A 22269-nucleotide genomic window follows, 5' to 3' on the forward strand; every position below is an offset into this window, starting at 1 on the left:
AAAACCAAAGTGTATCTAGGGGAACACAATGAAAGAGAATGCGCAAACGGGAAGCCCCGGCTTCATATTTCTGATCGTTATTGTCGCCACGTTAGGCGGTTTTCTGTTTGGATATGATAGCGGCGTTATCAACGGCACCGTTGATGGTCTTCAACAAGCTTTCAACTCAGACAGTGTCGGCACAGGTCTTTCCGTTTCTTCTATGTTGCTCGGCTCGGCGGTTGGAGCTTTTTTTGCAGGATGGATGGCAGACAAATTTGGTCGCCGGAACATGCTCATAGTTGCCGCCGTGTTTTTCATAATTAGTGCCTGGGGATCCGGTGTTTCCGGCGCGCCGTTGGAATTTATTCTTTACCGTATTTTGGGCGGCCTTGCCGTTGGCGCTGCCTCTGTCATGGCGCCCGCCTATATCTCTGAGATTGCCCCTGCCGAGACACGCGGGCGACTAACGTCTATTCAGCAAGTTGCGATTATCGCCGGTTTGTTCCTCTCCTTTTTGTCCAATTATATTCTCGCGAATATGGCTGGCGGATCGACGGAGGTTTTCTGGGGCGGATTTCAAACTTGGCGCTGGATGTTTTGGATGGAATTAATTCCGGCCTCTCTGTTCCTGATATTATTGTTCTTCATCCCCAAAAGCCCGCGCTTTTCCATGTTTAAAAATGATGAGGCGGCGGCGAAATCTACTTTGCTGAAACTGTTTGGAGAGGCGAAAGCCTCGCGGAAGGTCGAGGAAATTCGCGCGTCCCTTCTAAATGATCACAAGCCCGCTTTGCGCGATACGCTCGTAAAGTCTGGACAAAAAGGTTTCGTGTTCCGAACAATTGTCTGGGTTGGTATTGGTTTGGCCATGTTCCAGCAACTCGTCGGAATTAACGTTGTTTTTTATTATGGCGCCGTGCTGTGGCAGGCTGTCGGATTTACGGAGAATGACGCTCTTCTCATAAATGTTTTGTCCGGTGGACTCTCCATTGCGGCCGTACTGATTACTCTAGCAACGATTGATAAGGTCGGTCGCAAGCCATTCTTAGTTTGGGGGTCGACAGGCATGTTTGTTAGTTTGGCCGTTGTCGCCTTTGCTTTCTCACGAGGCCAACTGGTCGATGGGTCTTTACAGCTTCCGGGGCAGATGGGACTTGTCGCACTGATCGCGGCCAATGCTTATGTGGTCTGTTTCAACATGAGCTGGGGGCCGGTCATGTGGGTTATGCTCGGCGAAATGTTTCCGAACCAGATCCGCGGCTCAGGTTTGGCGGTCGCTGGATTTGCACAGTGGATAACGAACTTTGTAATCACCTGGTCTTTCCCGGTCTTTTTGGCAGGCATCGGCCTCGCCGCGGCTTACAGCATCTACGCCTTCTTCGCCTTTGTCTCTATTTTCTTTGTCCTTTGGATGGTGAATGAAACCAAAGGCAAAGAATTGGAGGATATGCAAGGCTAATCCCTGCCAGGCATATCTTTCACAAAAGCCCCGTTCCAGGACGGGGCTTTTCTATTTCTTATCCATAAACTTTGGCGGTTATCAGGAATGGCGCTCTACGACCGAATCAAATTCCGTCAGAATATGACCCCTTCTATCCTCTGAGAGATAGGCCCCTTCTATTCCGTTGCGAACCAAAGTCAGAATGTCATCTTTGGTAAGTTTAAGCGCTTCGGCAGCCGCAATGTAATTATCATTTAGGTAGCCCCCAAAATATGATGGATCGTCAGAATTTACCGTCACTTTCAATCCCGCTTCCAACATAATTTTCAGCGGCGAGTCTTTTAAATCATCAATCACACAGAGCTTCAGGTTTGAAAGAGGGCAGCTCGTCAGAACTATTTTTTCATCATGCAGTCGTTTGACGAGGCGTTCATCCTCCAAGGCCCTGTTGCCGTGATCCAGCCGATCAATTTTTAAAAGATCGAGGGCTTCGCGCACATATTCGGGCGGCCCCTCTTCTCCGGCATGTGCAAATGACTTTAGCCCCATCTCGCGCGCCTTGGCAAAAACGCGTTCAAACTTTGACGGAGGGTGGCCAACTTCAGACGAATCCAGTCCAACGCCGAGAATCCTATCAAGATAGGGCTCAGCCTGTTCCAGAGTCTTAAACGCGTCTTCTTCTGATAAATGCCGGAGGAAGGAAAGAATAAGGTGAGAGGTAATCCCGAAGGCTTTGCCACCTTCTTCTAGCCCGCTCAATATGCCCTCAATGACGTCATTAAAAGGAACGCCGCGCTCTGTATGACCTTGCGGGTCGAAAAATATTTCAACATGGCGGCAATTATCAACTTTTACGCGTTCCAGATACGCAAAGGTAAGGTCGTGAAAATCCTGCTTTGTCTGCAAGACCGACATGCCCTGATAATAGAGATCCAGAAATTCTTGAAGGTTATTGAACTCATAGGCCGCCCGGATGTCCTCAACACTGTCAAAGGCAAGGTCGACGCCGTTACGTTCCGCAAACTCAAACATTTGCTCCGGCTCCAGACTGCCCTCGATATGAAGGTGAAGTTCTGTTTTCGGGAGAGCGCGGATGAGGGTTTCAATATCTGACATAGTCGTCTTTAGACAGATTACACCGCGAATTTAAAGAGGTTTCCTTAGATTTCATAACGTGAGTGAAGGGGTGTGGTTTTTAATATGGAAAACGGAACGGTTTCTGATTTCGCTTGTTGTTTGAGTCCGAACCCAATCTGAAAGGAGATTATTATGCCAACCCCAACTGGTCACACCCGCGCTATTCGTGCCTCACGCGCTATCGGCACCGATGTTTATAATTCCGATCATGACAAAATCGGCGAGATTGAGGACATCATGTTAGACAAGATGGACAATGCCATCATGTTCGCCGTCGTCAGCTTTGGCGGATTTCTGGGAATTGGTGAAAAATACCATTCCATCCCGTGGGCCTCACTGGACTACTCAAAGGAGGTCAAAGGCTATATTGTCCCCTTCAGCAAAGAAAAGCTGAAAGACGGCCCCGTTTCCTCCTTACACGACCTTACAAAAGATGATGGCCTGGCGGCCCGGGATAGTTCCTACACCTATTACGGCGTTGATCCTTACTGGTCCTAAGCTGCTGATTAAGATAACCCGCCTTCCAAGGCGGGTTTTTTAGTGAGAATACGGTTCGTTAAATTTCGCCGAACACCGAAAAGCTGAACTAATGAAAAATTCGGGCCCTTATCCCTGCAAAAACGTTATGGCGTCACCGTTTCGAACCTCTTTCCTTATGGAAAAGAGAGCACTCTGCAGTGTGGGCTTAAGCCGAAGTATATTGCTCTCAAGTGGTTAAAAATGTTCACGATGAACGTTATTGGCAGTTGGAAACTGGAGATAAAGTTCCTAAGAAGGCACTAGGCGGTTGAAATAGAACCAATTGAAGCGTCTTTTTTGGATTAAGTCCCTTAAATGCTCATAAGGGCTATATATGTCTATTAAATACCGTCCAGAAATAGATGGGTTAAGAGCTATCGCCGTCGCGGCTGTTGTAATTTACCACGCCGAATTTACAATTTTTGACATCGACTTATTTCCGGGGGGCTTCTTAGGCGTCGATGTGTTTTTCGTTATCTCAGGCTTCCTCATAACATCAATAATTGCCCGAGAAGTCGAAGAAACGAATAAATTCAATTATCTGAGATTTTACGAACGTCGTGTACGAAGGATCTTGCCGGCGCTGCTATTGATAATGTTAATCAGCATTCCTTTTGCTTGGTTCACGATGCACCCGAAAGCCTTGTATGAATTTTCAGGCTCTATACTTTCTTCATTATTTTTTAGTTCAAATATCTGGTTCTGGCTTGAAAACAGTTACACGGCTCAAGCAAGCCAATTGAAGCCATTTTTACATACGTGGAGCCTATCGGTAGAGGAGCAATTTTATCTGCTTTTTCCTTTGCTTATGCTTTTGGGTTGGCGATATACGAAAAAATATATTTTTCATTTATTTGCATTGGTATTTATAGTTTCCCTTATCTATTCGGAGCTTCTCTCCCAATCTTATACAAATGCAAATTTTTTTCTACTACCCTCTAGGGCTTGGGAATTATGTGCCGGGTCATTGCTGGCTTATATAAAGTTAAATGATGAGAATCTGAGTTATCGCCTCATCAAATTTTTACCGGGCATTGGGTTGTTAATGCTTGTTGTATCTTTTCTTGTCTTTACCGAGAATACGCCGCATCCATCGAAATACACTCTTCTGCCCGTCATAGGAACTTGCCTGATAATTTTATTTGCCAGGAGAAATGAATTGGTCACCCGACTTCTCAGCACCCCGATCTTTATCATTTTAGGCCTGTTATCTTACTCCTTTTATTTATGGCATTTTCCCGTTTTCTCTTTTGCGAAAATAATATTAGGAAACCTCTCTACCGCGGAAAAGTTGGTGCTAATTCTTATTTCCCTAATCTTATCTTACTTGACCTATTATCTAATCGAACAGCCCTTCAGGCGCAAATTTATTACCCCAAATCGAATTTTTTATCCCATAGTGCTGTCCCTTTTAAGTTTAATTTTTATCATAAACTTTGGTATCTTTTTTCTCGAACTCAAGCCGGCGAAATTCAGGAAGTTAGAAAGCACTATAGATTTCACCTATGATTACAGAGCCGTATATCGTGAGGGCACTTGCTTCCTTTCGCCCGCTGATATGAATGCAGGCACACATTTTGAGAACTGCGCGATTGAGGGTTATAACTCCAATAACGTGGAAATAATGTTATGGGGAGATAGTCATGCAGCACATCTTTATCCCGGAATCCAGAAAAGGTATGGGGGGAGCTATAATATCATTCAAAGAACAGCCTCGTTATGCGCGCCGGTCTTGGGACGGGACGTAGCAACCCGGCCTAATTGTTTAAGAGTCAACGAGTCTGTCGCAAAGTCCATAAGAAACTCACCGCCGAAAAATATTATTTTGGCCGCTTCTTGGTGGACCGGAAGCCCTAAAGAACTAGAAGGGACAATTCGTTCGCTATATAATTGGGGGGTTGAGAGTGTGGTTGTTATAGGGCCAGCTCCATATTGGGAAAAAGGGCTGCCCGAATTGTTGAGTGAATATACTAATAGCGATGATTTTGACACGTATTATTTGTCTGCTGGACTAAGTAAGAATAGACTTGATTTAGATATAGAGTTTAAAGCTTACTCGAGTGACAAGAGGTGGGAATATGTATCGGCCACCGACGTTCTTTGTCGGAAAGATGAGTGCATAACTCGACTTGGTCCTAAAGCTTCTCAAATAACCCAATGGGACAGAGGGCACTTGACTGAAGCCGGGTCAGTCTATCTTGTCAAAAGGTGGGGTTTGACCTTTGACTAATAATATAAGCCCTCCATTTACCTTTATGATGCGGCTAAGCCCGAGCATCATCAATGTTGGTATAGGGTTTAATCTTATAGTTGACGATATTTCGTTTTATTATAACGAACAAACTCAAGACTTAATTAAAACGAAAGGTATGTGGCTTCGGAAGTGGTGGCAGTTGTTCTTGAAAAAGAAGACGTCGCTTTGATAATAGCCGAGGCCAATATGAGAATATAATGGGCGTTTTATTAAGCACTGCAATCGTGGCTCTCGTCCCATTTCTTTTTTGAAAATAAGGTGAGGCCTGTAGCAATCAACATTTTACCCGTACTTATTCTTGCATCGGGACATTTAGCTTTTTCAAGAAACTTAAAATAGGCGTTAGAAAACACAGAACGGATACAAAGCAAGATAAAGCAAATATTTGGATCTAGACCTAAATTTCCAAAATAAGGGGCAAGAAGTTCCATCGTCACAAGATGGTTAAGGCATTGATTTTAGGAAAAATGGAGCGGGCGAAGAGATTCGAACCCTCGACCCTCACCTTGGCAAGGTGATGCTCTACCACTGAGCTACGCCCGCTCATATTTTGCGTATCAGAAGCCTCAAAGCCTCTGTGCGGCAGAAGGTGCGCTATATACCGCCTTTCATATCCTTTTCAAGCGGTTTGATGCAGTTTTTTCACTCGATATGACATGAGCCCCGCGTTATCGATGTTTTATGACCTCACCAATGCCCCATCCCAACGAATCTGCTTTGTTTGGCTTGCTGACTGCGCAGGGTATTTCGCATGAAACGCACGAGCACCCGCCCATTTTTACGGTCGAAGAAGGAAAAGACTTCAAAGAAGGTCTGCCGGGCGGACACACGAAAAATCTTTTCTTGAAGGACAAGGCCGGACAGCTCGTTTTGATCTGCGCCTTGGCCGACACTTCAGTGCGCCTGAACAAATTGCATAAAGTCTTGGACACGAAGCGTCTGTCTTTCGGGCCTGAAGACGCCTTATGGGAATGCCTTGGTGTGCGGCCGGGGTCTGTGACGCTGTTTTCAGTCTTGAATGACAAAAAGGGAAAGGTACGTCTCGTCCTCGACAAGGCCTTGTTTGGCCCGAAGCAGGTCTGGTTTCACCCGATGCGAAATACGGCCAGCACTACTATTTCCAGTGGGGATATTTTGCAGTTTTGCGAAGCAGCGGGCCATCACCCGACAATTATTGATTTTGCTGAACTCTCTCAAAGTTAGACCGGGTCTTTATACTGCTTTCGACAAGAAAATTTGAATCCGGCTTATGCCTTGAAGGTAGCTGATACCCCGCCCATATGAAATGCATGACTGATATAATTATGAACCCTTCTGACCCCACCCCAACGCAAGGCCCAAATGCGGCTGATCTGATAAAGGATTCCAGTGACATGGCTTTCATGGCTGACGTTGTGGAAGTGTCCAAAGAAACGCCGGTCGTTGTAGATTTCTGGGCGCCGTGGTGCGGACCGTGCAAACAGCTTATGCCCATGCTCGAGCGCGCCGTGAAAGGCGCAGGCGGCAAAGTCAAAATGGTCAAAATCAATATTGACGAAAATCCAGGCGTAGCCGGACAGCTCGGCGTGCGGAGCATTCCGGCCGTCTATGCCTTTAGAGATGGCAAACCCGTTGACGGTTTTATGGGCGGACAGCCTGAATCCGAACTTCAAAAGTTTATTGACCGCCTTTCCGGCGACACGGACCCGGCAGAGGAAGCTGGCACGCTTGTTGATCGCGCGAAAGATAGCCTCGCGGCAGGAGACGCCGGTGGCGCCGCGCAGGATTTTGCTCACGCCCTGAGTCTGGATGAAAACAACGCACAGGCTCGGGCTGGGTTGGCGCGAATTTATCTCGATACCGGAAATGAACAAGAGGCCGTGTCGCTCATCCAGCAGGCACCAGACTCTGTGACGGATCACCCCGAAATTGCAGCGGTACGATCAAAAATCGCTCTTGAGGATCAAGCGCCTGAGCCGGATGAGGAAGACCCCGCGCTTGAGCTTTCACAAAAAGTCAAAGACAATCCGGATGACCTGGACGCGCGTCTGGAGCTTGCCAAAGCGCTTGCCTCTACGGGTCGAAACAGCGAGGCGGTAGAGCATTTGTTATATTCCGTCCGGAAAAATCGGGCCTATAATAATGAAGCCGCGCGCCTTTTCCTTTTAACCGTTTTTGAAGCAGAAGGTCCGCAATCCGACGTCTCTATACAGGGTCGGCGCGAGCTTTCTTCTATCTTATTCGCTTAGGGCCATATGAGCACGCATTATAAAGCCTTGGCTCGGAGAACCTCTCCGGAAGTTATTCCCCTGTTCCCCTTGAACGGTGCTGTGCTTTTACCTGCCTGCGACCTGCCGCTTAATATTTTCGAGCCGCGCTATTTGAATATGATTGATGACGCGCTTAAAACTGACCGCCTGATTGGCATGGTTCAGAGCCGGAAAGCCGGACTTGTTTCCGTCGGAGGGTTAGGCCGAATAATCCAGTTCTCCGAAACCGAAGACGGGCGCTACCTAATTGTCCTCAAAGGTCTGAAACGGTTTAAAATTACGGAAGAGGTTGAAACCACTTGCCCCTACCGACAAGCTAAAGTCGACTATGACCTGTTTGAAAATGACGCTGATATTCATGCCGCCAAACAGACGTCTGAGGCTCTGTCCGAAAGTGGCCGAACAGATCGATCAGCCCTAACCGTCGCAATGAAAACGCTGGCAAAAAAAATCGGCGTCGCGGTGGATTGGGAGGCGTTGTCAGAAATTCCCCTGCCGGTTCTGGTAAACCAAGCGGCCATGATTTCGCCTTTTCAACCCGAAGACAAGCAGTCCTTAATTGAGGCCGTTAGTACAGATGAGAGACGACGACTTTTGATCGGGCTAATGCATCTTTATGCCGGAAACGACAGCCCCTCCAGCCCGAGACAAACCCAATAAAATAATCACTTAAGAGCCTCATATGAATGATAGCGTCATGATGGATCCCAAAATGTTAAGTGTTCTGGTTTGTCCGAAAACCGGCGGGCCTTTGAGCTATGATTCTGATAAAAAAGAACTCATCAGTAAGTCAGCAAAGCTCGCTTTTCCCGTGCGCGAAGGCGTGCCCATCCTGCTCTTGGATGAAGCCCGGGCCCTGTAAAGGTTAACGCCGAGCCGCTATTTTTCAGCCGTAAAAAGGAACGATTCGCATCTTCCCCCCGTTATTTATTTGAATGACAGGGAATGGAATGATGACGAACCTACCGAATAAAAATTACAAAGCGACACTTTTATCGGCTGTCTTTGCCGGTGCGTTAGGTGTGTCCCTTGCACCGTCCGCTTTCGCGGCAAATTTCGCCGCCAGCGGCCCAGTCGCTAAGAGCTTAGCCGGAGTTTCAAATGCCGGACATCCGCCCCTCGCCGCCTCAGATGGCCCGCTTGGGGTTATTGCTTCTTTTATGGGTAAAAACAAAGGAAATGACTTTTCAAAAGAGCTCGAAGCTCAAGTTGAGAATGAGACTTTTGCCAGCAGTCTCAATAGCAAAGTTGCCCCCGGAGCCATTTTTGCAGCGAGACAGGCTTATGCCCAATCTGTCTTTAAGCCCTTGTGGGATGAAGAGGCTGCGGAGAACCTTCATAGTATTCCAAGTCTTTTCGAAAGCCACGGGCTTGAAGCCAACTTCACAAAGGGTAATCTTGATAAGCTAATCGACCAACGGTTCAATTCTGATAATCCCGAAGAACAAGCTAGCGCCGAACTGGCACTGACAGGTTTATGGCTTGAATTAACTTCGCAAATCTCCGGTGGATTATCGGATGAAGGCGAAGCCAAAACATCGCTCGTCGATAGTCCGGTTCGATCCGAACTTGTGACCTCTTTACGCCGCGCCGCAGAGGGTGACCCCCTAAAAGAGATGGAGAGTTTTACCTCATCCGCTCCGCAATATGAAAACCTGCGGAAGGCGCTTAAGAATTATAAGAAAGAAGTCGCTCTGGTGGACTGGTTGTCCATCCCAAGAGAAGGTGAATTGATTGAGCCCGGAATGGAAGATGACCGGGTTCCGGCCCTGAGAGAGCGCCTGAGAGCAGAAGGCTATTTATCTTATCCGAGTTTCTTCTCCGTCGTTCTTGACGATCTGCAGGAACCGACTAACGAAACCTTATATGATGAAAAGTTGCAAGAAGCCGTAAAAAGCTTCCAAGCCGCGCACACGATGAAAGTCGACGGCGTTATTGGCCCAGCAACTCTGGATGCTATGAATGAAAGCCCCGAGTCTAAAATCGTTAAAATTAAAGCTGCAATGGACTATTGGCGCAATCTGGACGCATTCAATCAACAATCGTCAGATCGCTATATTTGGGTCAACATTCCTTCCTTCCAGGCCGAAGGCTGGAATGACGGCAAAATGGAAATCTCCATGAAAACGGTTGTCGGAAAAGCCCGGACGCCCACACCGGATTTTTCAGATCAAGTTGAATACATCGTTGCAAATCCGAAGTGGTATCTGCCGATTGGTCTATTCAAACGCCAAAAGCTTCGTAAACTCCAAGCCAACCCTGGGTATGCAGCGTCTCATAATTATAAGATTTATGACCGGTCTTCAGGACAAGAGCTGAGTGCCTATAATGTTGACTGGAACGCCCCTGGAGTGTCTAGCCAGATTCAGATGGTACAAACCCCTGGTCCCCACAATGCTTTGGGCGAATTAAAAATTATTTTCCCAAACCAGAACTCTATTTATCTACACTCAACGCCTGACAAACACCTTTTCGAACGCGAAGTCCGCGCGTTTAGCTCGGGTTGCATCCGTTTGGATGACCCCATCGCTATGGCAAATTGGATCACCGACCACGATAAAGCTGTGGACACAAAGGAGTTTAATGAGACGCTGGAATCACGTCAGCGCGAACATTTCTATGTCGACGAACAGATTCCGGTTCATATTACATATGTCGGAGTGACCGCGAACGACGAAGGCGTCCCGACATTCCATCGCGACATTTACAGAAAGCTTGCTGAACCTTCATTTGTTGAAGAGCAATATCCCAGATATCAAGGGAATCCCATTGTTGAATTAGACAATGACGAAGATAATGTGAAGCAAACCGCTGCGGCACCAAGGAGTGTTAGCGCCCTGCCATAGGACAAATATGTCTCTTAAAAATTTGTTGTGTGCAGCGCCCATTTTCGGGGCGTTGTTTTTTACCCCCTTTGCACAAGCCCCTTTCGCCAAAGCGCAAGCGGAAATGTCGGCTATTTCAGTTCCGACTCTCGATAAGGAAGCGATCCCCTATGCCGTCTGGCATACCACCCGGTTGCCTGGAGAGAAGCTTAACTTAGAACTACCAACTGGCTTTACGGCCGAGCTTGATGGCGCCCCCGTAACCCCCGACACACGCGTTTTGAATAAAGCCGGGTCTCAAATGCTCACGGTTAAAAAGCCGGACGGCTCCCGCCTAAGTCGGGTCAGTGTGTTTACACTCGAACCCCTGAGCGAAGTGGATGAAAAAGGGTGGCTAAACGGATATCGAATTGGCGAGTACCCCAAAAACCCGCCCCGGGGCTTTATCCGTCTAGATAGCGAAGCCGATAAAGACATAAATGTGGCTCCCCATTTTAAGCTGGGACAGTTTCTCTGCAAGCAACAACCTGATGCTTGGCCAAAATATGTTCTGGTCACACAGTCAAATCTTAAACGGCTCGAAACCCTACGGGAAAGTCTTGTCAAAGACGACATTACCGACGCCCAGACCTTTTTTGTTATGAGCGGATTTAGAACGCCCTTTTATAATTCAGCCATCGGGTCTGCTAAATTATCCCGCCACATGTATGGCGACGCTGCTGACATATATATTGATGTGAAGCCTCGCGACGGAAATATGGACGACATAAACCAAGACGGGGCGATTAACAAAACAGACGCCAATTATTTGTATGATTATGCGGCGAAACTTTTTGCCAAAAGCGACAAGGTTCAACCCGGTGGAATAGGCTCTTATAAAGCCAACGCCGTGCATGGGCCATTCGTGCATGTTGACGGACGAGGACATGTCGCTCGGTGGGGGCGTTAAACGCTAGCCTCCCCCTCCGGCTTGACGTTCTGCCTCTTGCTTCCCATTTGTGATGCGAGTGAGAAAAGGACGCCTTATGACACACCCCCCTTCCAATTATGATTATGCCGACGCCTCTCAATGGCGCGGCACGACAATTTTAACGGTTCGCAAAAACGGCAGGGTCGTGATTGTTGGCGACGGTCAAGTCAGCGCTGGAAACACAGTGATGAAAGCGACCGCCCGAAAAGTGCGGACTTTGGCCGGGGGGAAAATTCTGACTGGCTTTGCCGGAGCCACGGCCGACGCATTCGCATTGTTGGAAAGACTTGAAACCAAGGTCGAACAATATCCCACACAGCTCGCTCGCGCTTGTGTCGAGCTTGCCAAAGATTGGCGGACAGACAAATACCTTAGACAGCTGCAAGCTATGTTGATCGTCGCCGATAAATCCGAAACATTTGTCCTGACAGGCAATGGCGATGTTGTGCAGCCTGACGGCGGGATCACAGCGATTGGGTCGGGCGGTAATTTCGCGCTCTCGGCCGCTTTAGCCATGAATGAATATGAAGACGATGCAGAAACGCTGGCCCGCAAAGCGATGGGTATTGCCGATAAGATCTGCATTTACACGAATAATCACCTAACCCTCGAAAGCCTCGAATCTGAGGTATAAAATAGGAAGGCGAGGCGGGCGTTAATCTCGGTTTTCAGAGACAGCCATATGATTTGAGTTTCATATGCGTCTTGAATTCACAGGCCCGACCCCCACTTTTAACGCATGACAGACAGCTTTACCCCCCGCGAAATTGTTTCCGAATTGGACCGCCACATTGTGGCCCAAAAAGACGCCAAACGCGCCGTGGCCATTGCGCTGCGCAATCGGTGGCGCCGCAAGCAAGTTTCCAACGATCTACGCTCGGAAATTACACCCAAAAACATCCTTATGATTGGCCCCACAGGCGTCGGGAAAACAGAAATTTCCAGACGGCTGGCCAAGCTCGCTCAAGCCCCTTTTATCAAAATTGAAGCCACTAAGTTTACTGAAGTCGGGTATGTTGGCCGCGATGTCGAACAGATTATTCGCGACTTAGTCGAATCCGCAATTACCCTTTTGCGCGATCAGAAACGCTCTCAAGTGAAAGCTCAGGCCGAGAAAGCGGCGGAAAGCCGCATCATTGACGCCCTTGTCGGCGAAAATGCCGGAGAGGCCACGCGGGAAAAATTTCGTCAGAAGCTCACTTCCGGCGAATTAGACGATAAAGAAGTTGAAATCGAACTCACAGACACGGGCTCACCCTTCCAAGGCTTTGACATTCCGGGACAACCTGGCGCGTCCATGGGCATGATGGATTTGGGAGCCTTATTTAACAAAGGCGGACGAACAAAAACTGTTAAGCTCCGTATAGGCGACGCTCACGGGCCTCTCCTGTCTGAAGAAGCCGACAAGCTTCTTGATGACGATTCCATCAAGCGCGAAGCTGTGGAATTAACCGAACAGGACGGCATCGTTTTCCTTGATGAAATTGACAAAATTACAGCCCGCTCTGATGCGCGCGGCGGCGATGTTTCCCGCGAAGGGGTTCAGCGCGACCTCTTACCTCTCATTGAAGGTACGACCGTATCGACGAAATACGGCCCGGTTAAAACAGATCATATACTTTTTATCGCCAGCGGCGCATTTCATGTTGCCAAGCCTTCGGATCTCTTGCCCGAGCTACAAGGGCGACTGCCGATACGGGTAGAGCTACGGGCTTTGACGGAAGAGGATTTCGTTCGAATTTTGACAGAGCCGGAAGCCAGTCTGATTAAGCAATATAAAGCTCTGATGAAAACAGAAGATGTCGGTTTGGACTTTACCGATGACGGCATCAAAGAACTTGCCAAGATTTCGGCCGAGGTAAATGCGAGTGTAGAAAATATCGGCGCGAGACGTCTTCACACGGTCATGGAACGCCTATTGGATGAGGTCAGCTTTACGGCCACCGATAAAAGCGGCGAAACCATCAAAATTGATGCAGAGTATGTTCGTGATCATGTCGGGAAATTAGCCGCCGACCAGGACCTATCGAAATTCATTCTGTAAGCCGATTGGCAACCGAATAAGGACTTATTCTTTCGATTTAGAATGAGTTAAATTCAGATGCGTTGTCTTCTCTGTCGGACTGCGCCGTTGTGAACAGCTGCGTTTCTAAACCAGCTAGCCTCGGCGCCGCCATTTCCATTGTCTGCGCTTGTGGTGAATTCCGAACATCTTCAAGGTGAATATAGGTCTTGGAAAGGGCCATATCTCCTTGCGCGCGTTGCAAGGCCGTCGTGCCTTCGAAGCGGTCTTTCAGAGCCTTTTCAGCCTCGAATTCAACACTTGAATCCACTGACCCTTTGTCTTCCATTATTGAAACCGCTCTAATGAGCTGCTCTGCAGAATTTTCCGACCACAAGGGAGACATAACATTTATCGCATAGGCCGCTCGGAAGGCTTGCGCCACGCCATCGCCATATGTTTCGTTTAGCATAGCGTCGTGCTCACCTTTCATGATAGAGCTTTCGATCTCAGCCTCAATAGACGCTTCGCTGACAGGTTGATAAGTGATTTTTTGGGTTCGGACATTTTCGCTGTCTTGGGCCGTCGCCGTGCAGGGCAATAGCGCCGCAGAGGCTGCAAATGTCGCGCTTAGTGTCAAAATAGCCTTAAAAGTCATTTTAATCTCCAGAGGACAGGGGTAAAATGTCCGCTTTCCTGAAGATACTACGCTCATTCAGCCTTAGGGTTTCCAGATCAACTCCGGAGTTAATGTTTTGGACATGTAAAGCCCGCGCTGGGCTCTATTGGCCTTGTTTTAGAAAAACATACCATGCTCCGGATCCGCCGTGTTTCAAATGAGCCTGAGCGTAAGTTGCAATATGTGGGCGTAGGGATGGATCTTTAATCCAGTTAGGAAAATTCTGGCGTAATACGCCGTTTAGGCGCGCCCCCTTTCCGGTCACAACAAGGAGACATCTTTTATTATGCTTTGCAGCCCTGATGATGGCCCGCGCCAGAGCGGGGCGCGCTTCGTTCTGTGTCATATCATGCAGGTCAATTGTGGCGTCTACCTCAACACGTCCGCGCCGAGTTTTCTTGTCATTATTAAGCTCCAACCGGCCCGGCGAGCGTTGAATGTCTTTTGAGACGCTCGGCGCCACCCGAAGCATATTGGCAAAATCTTCACGGCTCGGCAGCGGTTTTGCACTGCCCTTGCCTTTGGGATAACGGCGCGGCGCAACTGTGCGGGCCACGCGGCCCCAGACATCACGCTCTTCGTCTTTAAGCGGTCTGTCCGGTTTCTTTTTCATTCCTCACACACCCATCAGCTAACGGGTTGGGACTTCGCAATGGATTTTGGCACAAGCACTCTCCAGCGCACATCATGTTTCATAACGCCAGCGCGCTCTCCGGCTTCATCTCCGGCTCCAAAAAAGAGATCCCCCCTTAGGGCGCCTCGAATGGCTTTGCCTGTATCTTGCGCCGAGACTAAAAGCCCAGTGTCTTTTCCTCTGTAGTCACCGCCCTCTTGCGGCAGTTTCGTCTCAAGCCACACCAAGGTTCCGTAAGGATGATAACGGGGGTCGACGGCGATAGAGCCCATTTCGGTGAGCGGCACTTCCATTGCCCCGCGCGGGCCTTCCTCGACGCCTAACTCGTCAACTGCCACAGACTGTTCAGCGAAGAAAATATAGCGCGGGTTTTCATTCATCAGAGCGCGGGTTTTGGCTGGGCCGTTTCTCTCCATCCACGACTCGATTGATTGTTTTGAGGCCTGTGAAAGCTTCATCTCGCCTCGCTCTACCAGAACGCGCCCGATGGACGTATAGGGTTTTCCATTATTGGCGGCATAAGCGGCCCGCAGGCTTCTGCCATCCTCATATTTCAATCGGCCTGAGCCCTGAATTTGCATAAAGAACACATCAATCGGCCGGCCATAGGCGATGACCCGTGACGACTTCGCATTGATTTGAGATCGAGGTTTTCTCAACACAGCCGGATTTGTCGGTTTCGCCAATATAGGTTCGCGGAACGTTTGGTCAGGTGTCAGCCGGACTTCAATTTCAGGCTCATAATAGCCGGTCAAAGTCCCGGAGTCATCTGTCAGAGTCTTGAGAGATAGAAGCGCAAATTCATTTTCAAAAAAAGCTCTCGCGCCTTCCTTTGTCTGGCTAGCAAATTTAGCTTTCGCACACGCCGGAAGCCAGTCTCTATAGGTTCCATAATCCGGAAGGTTTTTATTCAAGGCCGCATCAGGGTCTGCCTTGACCCAACTTTTGCAAGACCGGCGAAAAGAGGTGAGGGCGGGTCGGGTGTCTGCGTCTGCCCAATCACGAAGCTTATCATACCAAAGCGGCGCATTGACGATAACCTCTTCCGGAGGGTCGGGCTGAGGGAAGCGGGGCGCGGGAATTTCAGGCGCGCTTGGCGGAACCGGCAACGGGGCAGCTTCGAAGGAGTCTTCTGTTTCTTCGCCTTCCATATAGGGAGTTTCCGACCAAGGATTATTATCGTCCCCAGCCGTAGTCACACAGCCAGAAAGGCCTGTTGCAGTCACCAGAACAAAAAAGAGAGCCCCAAGAGAAAGTTTGTGCATTTTTCTTATTCGTCGTTAGAGGATTTCGGGTCGGAATCTTTAGTATCTGGGGACGGATCTGCTTCCAAATCATCACCTTCTGACGGGGCCACGTCGGCCAAACGCCATGTTGGGTCTGACTGTTTAAGGTTTCTCTCAAATATCCAGATTTCCGCGATAGAGGAGAGAACATCAGGATCGCCTTGAACGACATTGCCTTCTTCGTCCAAAAGCGCAGAGGTCAAATCTGATTCATACAAAACAGAAATGCTGGCTATCGCTCCGTCCAGCTCGGCAGACTCGATAGATGTTTTCTTTAGGCGGCCCAAATCTGTGACCTGAGTATACCCTGACTTTTCACGCTCTTTAATGGCCTCATTATAAACGGCTAGCGTGTCTTTTGTCAGAAGATTACCGAGTGTGTCGTGATCGCCCGCCGCAAAAGCTTCCAAAATCATCGAATAGGCCTGTTTCGCGCCATCAATAAAATGACTGGGAGAGAATTCGGGGTCGCGGGATGAAATAGCGCCAAGGCCCTTTTTTTCTAATTCTTTCGATATGGGCTCGACTGCAGATTTTGATTTTTCATCCTCCATCATTGACCGAGGGTTAATCGCGTCTTCCGGGCCTTTGCCAACAGTTTTGCCTAAAACACTATAAAACATGACACAAACGACTGTCGCGATGGCGGCGTAAAGAATAACTTCGTACATAAGAGCGTCTTTTGTGGCTAAATTTATATGGCCCTGTTGAAACGGGGCGCTTCACTTACCAGATAGGGTCTCTGAACAGTCGTCGCAATAAAGAATTGCGGCTCTTGGCGCGCCATGATAGCAGGCGGGCCGTTTCGTCAACCCGCCAAAGGGAGCCCGACAGGGAATTTATATGGCCAAAAAACCCAAGAAAACCAAGGAAGAAGATAGCCTGTCTATTGACGGCGAAGCCTCTCCTGCACCAACGCCGGAGGCCGGCCAGGCCGCCGAAGCTCAGGCAAATGGCGAGACCGCTTCTGGCCCGATGCTGAGTGTGCTCGCGCAATATACTAAAGATCAAAGTTTTGAAAATCCACACGCCCCGGAAAGCCTTCGCTCCGGATTGGAAGCCCCCGGTATTAATATAAATATCGAAATTGGGCGCCAGATGATGAATGATGATAGCGTCGAAGTCACTTTGATGCTTCGCGCTGAAGCGCGCCGCGGCGAAGACGTCGCTTTTATCGCCGAGCTTGAATATGCCGGTCTTTTTGCTTTCCAAGGCGTCAATGTTGAACAAATTCAACCAATGATTTTAATCGAATGTCCGCGCCTTCTCTTCCCGTTTGCACGCCAGATTATGGCCGAGATGACACAAAATGGCGGCTTCCCGCCCATCATGCTTGAGCCGCCGGATTTTGCCGCCATGTTCCGTGAGGAAATGATGCGCCGCGCCGCAGATGAACCGAAGAACTAGAGTAAATACAAAAGAGTTTTAAACCCGCCCTTTGAGGCGGGTTTTTTGTTGAGTGATTAGTGTTTGTTTCGAATACTACTTTGCGCTCAATCTTAGAAGTTGTCCGTTTTCAGCGTCATCAGTCAAAATTAGGATGGAGCCATCCTTGGCAAGCCGTACGTCGCGAATTCGTGCATCCAAATCACTTAATAAATCCGTTTCACCCACGGACTTACCCTTTTCCAGGTCCACCCTTCGGAGATCGCGTGACGCTAAGCCTCCGATCAGAGCGTCCCCGTCCCAATCCGGAAACATATCGCCGCGATAAATGACTAACCCGCTAGGCGCGATAGACGGGACCCAAGAGTGAACAGGACTAATAAATTCGTCTTTTTCCTCAAAAGGCGTAATTCGCGCGCCGTTATAGTCGACACCTTTCGTCACGAGTGGCCAGCCGTAATTTTCGCCGCCTGTAATTACGTTGAGTTCGTCTCCTCCGCGAGGGCCGTGTTCATGCTCCCAAAGCGTATTGGTTTCGGCGTCATAGGCGAGTCCCTGAACATTTCTGTGCCCCATGGAATATATTTGGGGCTTGTAACCGTCCTGTCCTAAAAAGGGATTGTCCTGCGGCACGCCGCCGTCCCGTGTCAGCCTGACAATTTTACCCAAATGAGTATCCGGTTTTTGAGCGTCCTCGCGAAAGCCAAAGCCATCGCCCAATGTCAGGATAAGCGTATCATCGGGTAAAAACGCTATTCTTGAGCCAAAATGTTGAGAGCCGGACTTAGGCGGACTGGCACGAAAAATTGTCGTGGCGTCTTTAAGCTCATTCCCGTCTAAAACAGCCCGATAGAGCGCCGTTCCGTTCGCCTCCATCGTTCCATAAGCGTACGAAATATATAATTCTCTCGTCTCAGCATAATCCGGTGCCAGTCGTACGTCCAGAAGACCCCCCTGACCTTCGGCCAGGATATCGTCAGGCAATCCCTGCACAACAGCCCTTACCCCCTTAATCAGCCGGATGAGCCGGCCCGGTTTTTCCGTAATCAGGTAATCGTTCTCGGAGATCACTTCGACTCCCCAAGGCGAGGCAAACCCATCGGCAATAGTCTCAACGTTAAAATCGGTGGAGGGCTTTTCCGCCAATTCCGGTGCGGGCTGAGGCTCCATACAAGCAGATAAACCTAGAGTGACCAGTAAAGAGAATAGCGGGGCTTTATGTTTCATGCTTGACGACCTGACTTTTGTTTAGCACGACTGTAACCATGCTTAGAGCAATTACAAAATGGATTCTCGCCTGGTTAGTTGCCGCCGTCCTAACAGCGTTTCTGGGGTCTGTTTTTCCAGCCTCAGAGTTATAGCCTTATTAGAAAACATCGGTGGATCGGTCAGTTTTGGAAAAACCTTATCGATGGTCCTATACGATCTCTTTTACTTCGCCAAAATTCTATATTTAGGTTTTGTAGGCTTAGGGTTGCTGATTGCTTTTGGCGTGGGCTCGATTCTGCTGTTAATCTTAGAGCTTCGAAGCCGGGCATCTTACCGTTTTATAGTTTTTAGTGTGGCCGGAGCTGTTTCTATGGGCGTCATGCTCTGGGCGATGAAAAATGTCTTTTTCGGAATGCAGCTCGTTGCGGGCGCTCGCGACGGAACAGGAATTTTCTTACAAATTCTCGCGGGAATATTAGGCGGCCTGGTTTTTGCGTTACTCACGCGCCCCAAACCGCCCAAATTGAATTAAGTATTCATACTTTCAAAGAAGTCTGAATTGGTCTTGCTGTCTTTGAGTTTTGACAGGAGGAACTCAATCGCGTCCATTGTGCCCATCGGGTTCAAGATACGGCGCAAGACATAAGTTTTCTGTAATTCTGCCGGGCCGATAAGAAGCTCTTCCTTACGCGTGCCGGATTTCGTTACATCAATCGCCGGGAAGATGCGCTTATCTGCAACTTTGCGGTCAAGCACGATTTCCGAGTTACCTGTCCCTTTAAATTCTTCAAAGATTACCTCGTCCATACGAGAGCCGGTATCAATCAATGCGGTGGCGATAATCGTCAGAGAGCCACCTTCTTCGATATTCCGCGCGGCGCCGAAGAAACGTTTTGGGCGTTGCAAGGCGTTGGCATCCACACCGCCTGTGAGGACTTTACCGGAACTTGGCACAACCGTGTTATAGGCGCGGCCAAGGCGGGTAATGGAGTCGAGAAGGATGACAACGTCTTTGCCGTGTTCGGTCAGGCGTTTGGCTTTTTGAATGACCATTTCAGCGACCTGGACGTGGCGCGTAGCCGGTTCGTCAAATGTGGAGGAGACCACTTCGCCCTTTACAGAGCGCTGCATGTCCGTCACCTCTTCAGGGCGTTCGTCAATGAGCAAGACAAGGACATAGCATTCCGGGTGATTGCGTTCGATAGAATGCGCAATGTTCTGTAAGAGAACTGTTTTACCCGTCCGGGGAGGCGCGACGATTAGGGCGCGCTGACCTTTACCAATAGGGGAAACAATATCGATCACGCGGCCTGAATTATCTTTTAGAGTTGGATCTTCTATTTCCAACTGGAAACGCTGGTCAGGATAGAGCGGCGTCAAATTATCAAAGTGGACTTTATTACGCGCTTGCTCAGGAGAGCCAAAATTCATGGACGTCACGCGGGTTAGAGCGAAATACCGTTCATTATCCTGAGGGCTACGAATTTCGCCGGAAACTGTGTCCCCAGTACGAAGACCCATTTTACGGATTTGGTTTGGGCTGACATAAATATCATCCGGCCCGGCGAGGTAATTCGCCTCAGGCGAGCGAAGAAATCCAAATCCGTCCTGAAGGACTTCCAGCACGCCGCTACCGTTGATTTTAATATCGTCTTCGGCCAGATCCTTCAAAACAGCGAAGAAAATATCTTGCTTACGCATAGATGCGGCGTTTTCAATACCGACTTCTTCGGCGAATTTGATCAGCTCGGCGGGTTTAAATTTCTTGAGGTCATCAAGACTGATGGAGGTCATACCCTCCAGCTCTATTTTATGGGGTTCTGTCATATTTATTTCTTTAGCAGTGGGGAGTTGTCTCTTCAGGCCGTCTCAGCGGGATATGTTCGAAAAGAATACGCACGAATGGCGATGAGTTAAAAATAGACTCTGATTTAATAATGTCAATTCAAATTATTTTCAGATTTTTAACGCCTCAAAACGGCTTCACGATCACTAATATGACAATCAAAATTGTAACGATGGCCGGGATTTCATTGATTCGGCGAAAGAACTTTTCCGAACGCGGACGTCCGCCATTTAAAAAACCTTTTCGGGTTTTCGCAAGAAAACCATGATAGCCGATCAAACCCAAAGCCAATAAAATCTTCACATATAGCCAGCCGGTACCCGCGTAAGCGGGTCCGTTTATGGCAACTATGGCAATTCCCAGAATAAAAGCGATAATCATCGCCGGGTTCATGATTATGCGTAGCAGCTTGGCTTCCGCCTCTTCCATCTTGGTCTCCAGTTCGCCGCCGACCTTGGCCGTTGAATGATAAACAAATAGACGAGGCAGGTAGAGCATGCCGGCCATCCAGAAAATGACGGCGCAGAGATGAAACGCTTTTAGCCAAAGATACAGACTATACATAATTCGCTTCCTTACCGCGGATATGATTGACCACTGCCTGCACGTTATCAATTTTTACATCAGGGGTCACGCCGTGGCCTAAATTGAAAATATGAGGGCCGTTTTTCCCGTCCTCCAAAACGCGGTCAACAGCTTTACGTAAGACATCTCCGCCAATTCTTAGAGCGAGTGGATCCAAATTGCCTTGAACCGGCATATTCTCCGGAATGGCGCAACGGAAATCATCAAGAGGCATTTGGGTGCCGGTTGCGATGGCTGATATTCCGGTTTCATGGGCGTAGCGGATTGCATTAAGCCCGGCTCCGCGTGGAAACCCTATAATCGGAACGTCAATTCCAGCGTCCCGAATGCGTGAGATAATATCGCGCGTCGGATTTAGAACTAAACGTTCGAACATGTGAGGCGACAGGCCTTCAGCCCAACTTTCAAATATTTTAAGGACGTCCGCTCCTGCCTTGGCTTGTCCGATTAGGTAGTCAGCGCTGGAGACAACCAAAGCTTCAAGTAAATCCGCCATGGCTTGGGGGTTTTCATAAGCAAACCGTTTGGCGATTTCTTTGTTCGGACTTCCTTTGCCTTCGATCATATAGGTGGCGACTGTCCACGGGCCGCCGGAAAAGCCGATGAGGGCTTTGTCCTTAGGAAGCTCTGATTTGACGCGAGAGACGGTTTCAAAAACCGAAGACACTCGGTCAGCCGCGCCGTCAATCGTCAGCGCTTTTATTCCGTCAACGTCTATTGGATTGAGAACAGGACCGGTTCCCTTAATGAATTTTACCTCTCTACCTAACCCGATTGGGATAAGCAGAATGTCAGCAAATAAAATGGCAGCGTCCATATCATAGCGCTGGACAGGCTGGAGCGTGACTTTGGCGGCTTTCTCAGGGCTAAAGCAAAAATCGATAAAGTTCTTCGCGCTCGATCTCACTTCCAAATATTCGGGGAGATGTCGTCCGGCTTGGCGCATGAACCAAATAGGCGGAGTTTCAGTTTTTTGACCGCTAAGCACATCGAGAAGGGATGCCATTATGAAAGCCTTTTAGTTATGCCCGATAGTTATCCGGACCCTCTAATCTCCTCTTAATTTTTTTAAAAAAGAAGTGATAGTTGTAGAAAGCGGGATATGTGGACAGTCTTAACGTTTTAGTAACCAATCTTAATCGTCACAGGATAAAGTGGTATAAGTCACAGTCCTAATATCAGTCTATGGATGAGTTGAAAAACGGGGATAACATTATTTTTAGCTTATACCATGCGACAGATAGTAATAAAATTTGGCGGACAAT

Annotated in this window: 22 protein-coding genes and 1 tRNA gene; 13 read left to right on the plus strand and 10 right to left on the minus strand. The window is 48.6% G+C overall.

Annotated elements, in window-relative coordinates:
- Positions 1-28: 28 nt before the first annotated feature.
- Complete coding sequence (locus tag ACNA05_RS11310) at positions 29-1441, plus strand: sugar porter family MFS transporter (RefSeq protein ID WP_415811602.1); 1413 nt, start codon at positions 29-31, stop codon at positions 1439-1441.
- 81 nt (positions 1442-1522) lie between these two features.
- Here ACNA05_RS11310 and ACNA05_RS11315 read toward each other — a convergent pair whose 3' ends face one another.
- A complete protein-coding gene (locus ACNA05_RS11315) occupies positions 1523-2539 on the minus strand; it encodes an adenosine deaminase (protein WP_415811603.1) in 1017 nt (338 codons plus the stop codon).
- Positions 2540-2692: 153 nt separating this feature from the next.
- On the opposite strand from ACNA05_RS11315, the gene ACNA05_RS11320 reads away from it, so the two are divergent.
- Both ACNA05_RS11320 and ACNA05_RS11325 read left to right on the plus strand, forming a co-directional pair.
- Positions 2693-3058, plus strand: coding sequence for a PRC-barrel domain-containing protein (locus ACNA05_RS11320; protein WP_415811604.1), 366 nt, complete (start codon positions 2693-2695; stop codon positions 3056-3058).
- 355 nt (positions 3059-3413) lie between these two features.
- The gene (locus ACNA05_RS11325) at positions 3414-5309 is read left to right on the plus strand and encodes an acyltransferase family protein (RefSeq protein ID WP_415811605.1); all 1896 of its coding nucleotides are present in this window, start codon (positions 3414-3416) and stop codon (positions 5307-5309) included.
- 492 nt (positions 5310-5801) lie between these two features.
- On the opposite strand, the gene ACNA05_RS11330 is transcribed toward ACNA05_RS11325, so the two are convergent.
- Positions 5802-5876, minus strand: a tRNA-Gly gene (locus tag ACNA05_RS11330).
- A gap of 150 nt (positions 5877-6026) precedes the next feature.
- On the opposite strand from ACNA05_RS11330, the gene ACNA05_RS11335 reads away from it, so the two are divergent.
- The 8 genes from ACNA05_RS11335 to hslU all read left to right on the plus strand — a co-directional run bounded on the left by ACNA05_RS11335 (position 6027) and on the right by hslU (position 13421).
- On the plus strand, positions 6027-6536 hold the full coding sequence (locus ACNA05_RS11335) for a prolyl-tRNA synthetase associated domain-containing protein (RefSeq protein ID WP_415811606.1): 510 nt from the start codon (positions 6027-6029) through the stop codon (positions 6534-6536).
- Between the two features lie 86 nt (positions 6537-6622).
- The gene (trxA, locus tag ACNA05_RS11340) at positions 6623-7561 is read left to right on the plus strand and encodes a thioredoxin (protein WP_415811607.1); all 939 of its coding nucleotides are present in this window, start codon (positions 6623-6625) and stop codon (positions 7559-7561) included.
- A 6-nt stretch (positions 7562-7567) separates the two neighbouring features.
- On the plus strand, positions 7568-8242 hold the full coding sequence (locus ACNA05_RS11345) for an LON peptidase substrate-binding domain-containing protein (protein WP_415811608.1): 675 nt from the start codon (positions 7568-7570) through the stop codon (positions 8240-8242).
- 40 nt (positions 8243-8282) lie between these two features.
- Positions 8283-8444 carry a Trm112 family protein gene (locus ACNA05_RS11350; RefSeq protein WP_415811779.1) on the plus strand — a complete coding sequence of 54 codons (162 nt, stop codon included), beginning with the start codon at positions 8283-8285 and terminating at the stop codon, positions 8442-8444.
- Between the two features lie 88 nt (positions 8445-8532).
- Positions 8533-10428, plus strand: a complete 1896-nt coding sequence (locus ACNA05_RS11355; protein WP_415811609.1) for a L,D-transpeptidase family protein — start codon at positions 8533-8535, stop codon at positions 10426-10428.
- 7 nt (positions 10429-10435) lie between these two features.
- Positions 10436-11356, plus strand: coding sequence for a D-Ala-D-Ala carboxypeptidase family metallohydrolase (locus ACNA05_RS11360; RefSeq protein ID WP_415811610.1), 921 nt, complete (start codon positions 10436-10438; stop codon positions 11354-11356).
- 76 nt (positions 11357-11432) lie between these two features.
- Complete coding sequence (hslV, locus tag ACNA05_RS11365; RefSeq protein WP_415811611.1) at positions 11433-12011, plus strand: ATP-dependent protease subunit HslV; 579 nt, start codon at positions 11433-11435, stop codon at positions 12009-12011.
- A 105-nt stretch (positions 12012-12116) separates the two neighbouring features.
- The gene (gene hslU, locus ACNA05_RS11370) at positions 12117-13421 is read left to right on the plus strand and encodes an ATP-dependent protease ATPase subunit HslU (RefSeq protein ID WP_415811612.1); all 1305 of its coding nucleotides are present in this window, start codon (positions 12117-12119) and stop codon (positions 13419-13421) included.
- A 37-nt stretch (positions 13422-13458) separates the two neighbouring features.
- Here hslU and ACNA05_RS11375 read toward each other — a convergent pair whose 3' ends face one another.
- From ACNA05_RS11375 to ACNA05_RS11390, 4 genes are all read right to left on the minus strand, one after another.
- Positions 13459-14037, minus strand: coding sequence for a hypothetical protein (locus tag ACNA05_RS11375; protein ID WP_415811613.1), 579 nt, complete (start codon positions 14035-14037; stop codon positions 13459-13461).
- Between the two features lie 124 nt (positions 14038-14161).
- On the minus strand, positions 14162-14671 hold the full coding sequence (locus tag ACNA05_RS11380; protein ID WP_415811614.1) for a Smr/MutS family protein: 510 nt from the start codon (positions 14669-14671) through the stop codon (positions 14162-14164).
- A 14-nt stretch (positions 14672-14685) separates the two neighbouring features.
- The gene (gene mltA / locus ACNA05_RS11385) at positions 14686-15957 is read right to left on the minus strand and encodes a murein transglycosylase A (protein ID WP_415811615.1); all 1272 of its coding nucleotides are present in this window, start codon (positions 15955-15957) and stop codon (positions 14686-14688) included.
- A 5-nt stretch (positions 15958-15962) separates the two neighbouring features.
- Positions 15963-16649 (minus strand): Tim44/TimA family putative adaptor protein, encoded by a 687-nt coding sequence (locus ACNA05_RS11390; protein ID WP_415811616.1) that lies wholly within the window; start codon positions 16647-16649, stop codon positions 15963-15965.
- 172 nt (positions 16650-16821) lie between these two features.
- Here ACNA05_RS11390 and secB point away from each other — a divergent pair, with 172 nt between their 5' ends.
- Positions 16822-17385: a protein-export chaperone SecB gene (gene secB, locus ACNA05_RS11395; RefSeq protein WP_415811617.1), complete on the plus strand. Its 564-nt coding sequence runs from the start codon at positions 16822-16824 to the stop codon at positions 17383-17385.
- Between the two features lie 75 nt (positions 17386-17460).
- Here secB and ACNA05_RS11400 read toward each other — a convergent pair whose 3' ends face one another.
- A complete protein-coding gene (locus ACNA05_RS11400) occupies positions 17461-18591 on the minus strand; it encodes a PQQ-dependent sugar dehydrogenase (protein ID WP_415811618.1) in 1131 nt (376 codons plus the stop codon).
- A 184-nt stretch (positions 18592-18775) separates the two neighbouring features.
- On the opposite strand from ACNA05_RS11400, the gene ACNA05_RS11405 reads away from it, so the two are divergent.
- Positions 18776-19105: a hypothetical protein gene (locus ACNA05_RS11405; protein WP_415811619.1), complete on the plus strand. Its 330-nt coding sequence runs from the start codon at positions 18776-18778 to the stop codon at positions 19103-19105.
- On the opposite strand, the gene rho is transcribed toward ACNA05_RS11405, so the two are convergent.
- The 3 genes from rho to hemE all read right to left on the minus strand — a co-directional run bounded on the left by rho (position 19102) and on the right by hemE (position 22010).
- Positions 19102-20400, minus strand: coding sequence for a transcription termination factor Rho (gene rho / locus ACNA05_RS11410; protein ID WP_415811620.1), 1299 nt, complete (start codon positions 20398-20400; stop codon positions 19102-19104). The two genes, ACNA05_RS11405 and rho, sit on opposite strands and share 4 nt — an antisense overlap.
- 145 nt (positions 20401-20545) lie before the next feature.
- Positions 20546-20983, minus strand: a complete 438-nt coding sequence (gene hemJ / locus ACNA05_RS11415; RefSeq protein ID WP_415811621.1) for a protoporphyrinogen oxidase HemJ — start codon at positions 20981-20983, stop codon at positions 20546-20548.
- On the minus strand, positions 20976-22010 hold the full coding sequence (gene hemE / locus ACNA05_RS11420; RefSeq protein ID WP_415811622.1) for a uroporphyrinogen decarboxylase: 1035 nt from the start codon (positions 22008-22010) through the stop codon (positions 20976-20978). The genes hemJ and hemE overlap by 8 nt, the downstream gene beginning before the upstream one ends.
- Positions 22011-22269: the final 259 nt, after the last annotated feature.

Source organism: Litorimonas haliclonae (genome assembly GCF_965138505.1).
GTDB lineage: Bacteria > Pseudomonadota > Alphaproteobacteria > Caulobacterales > Maricaulaceae > Litorimonas > Litorimonas haliclonae.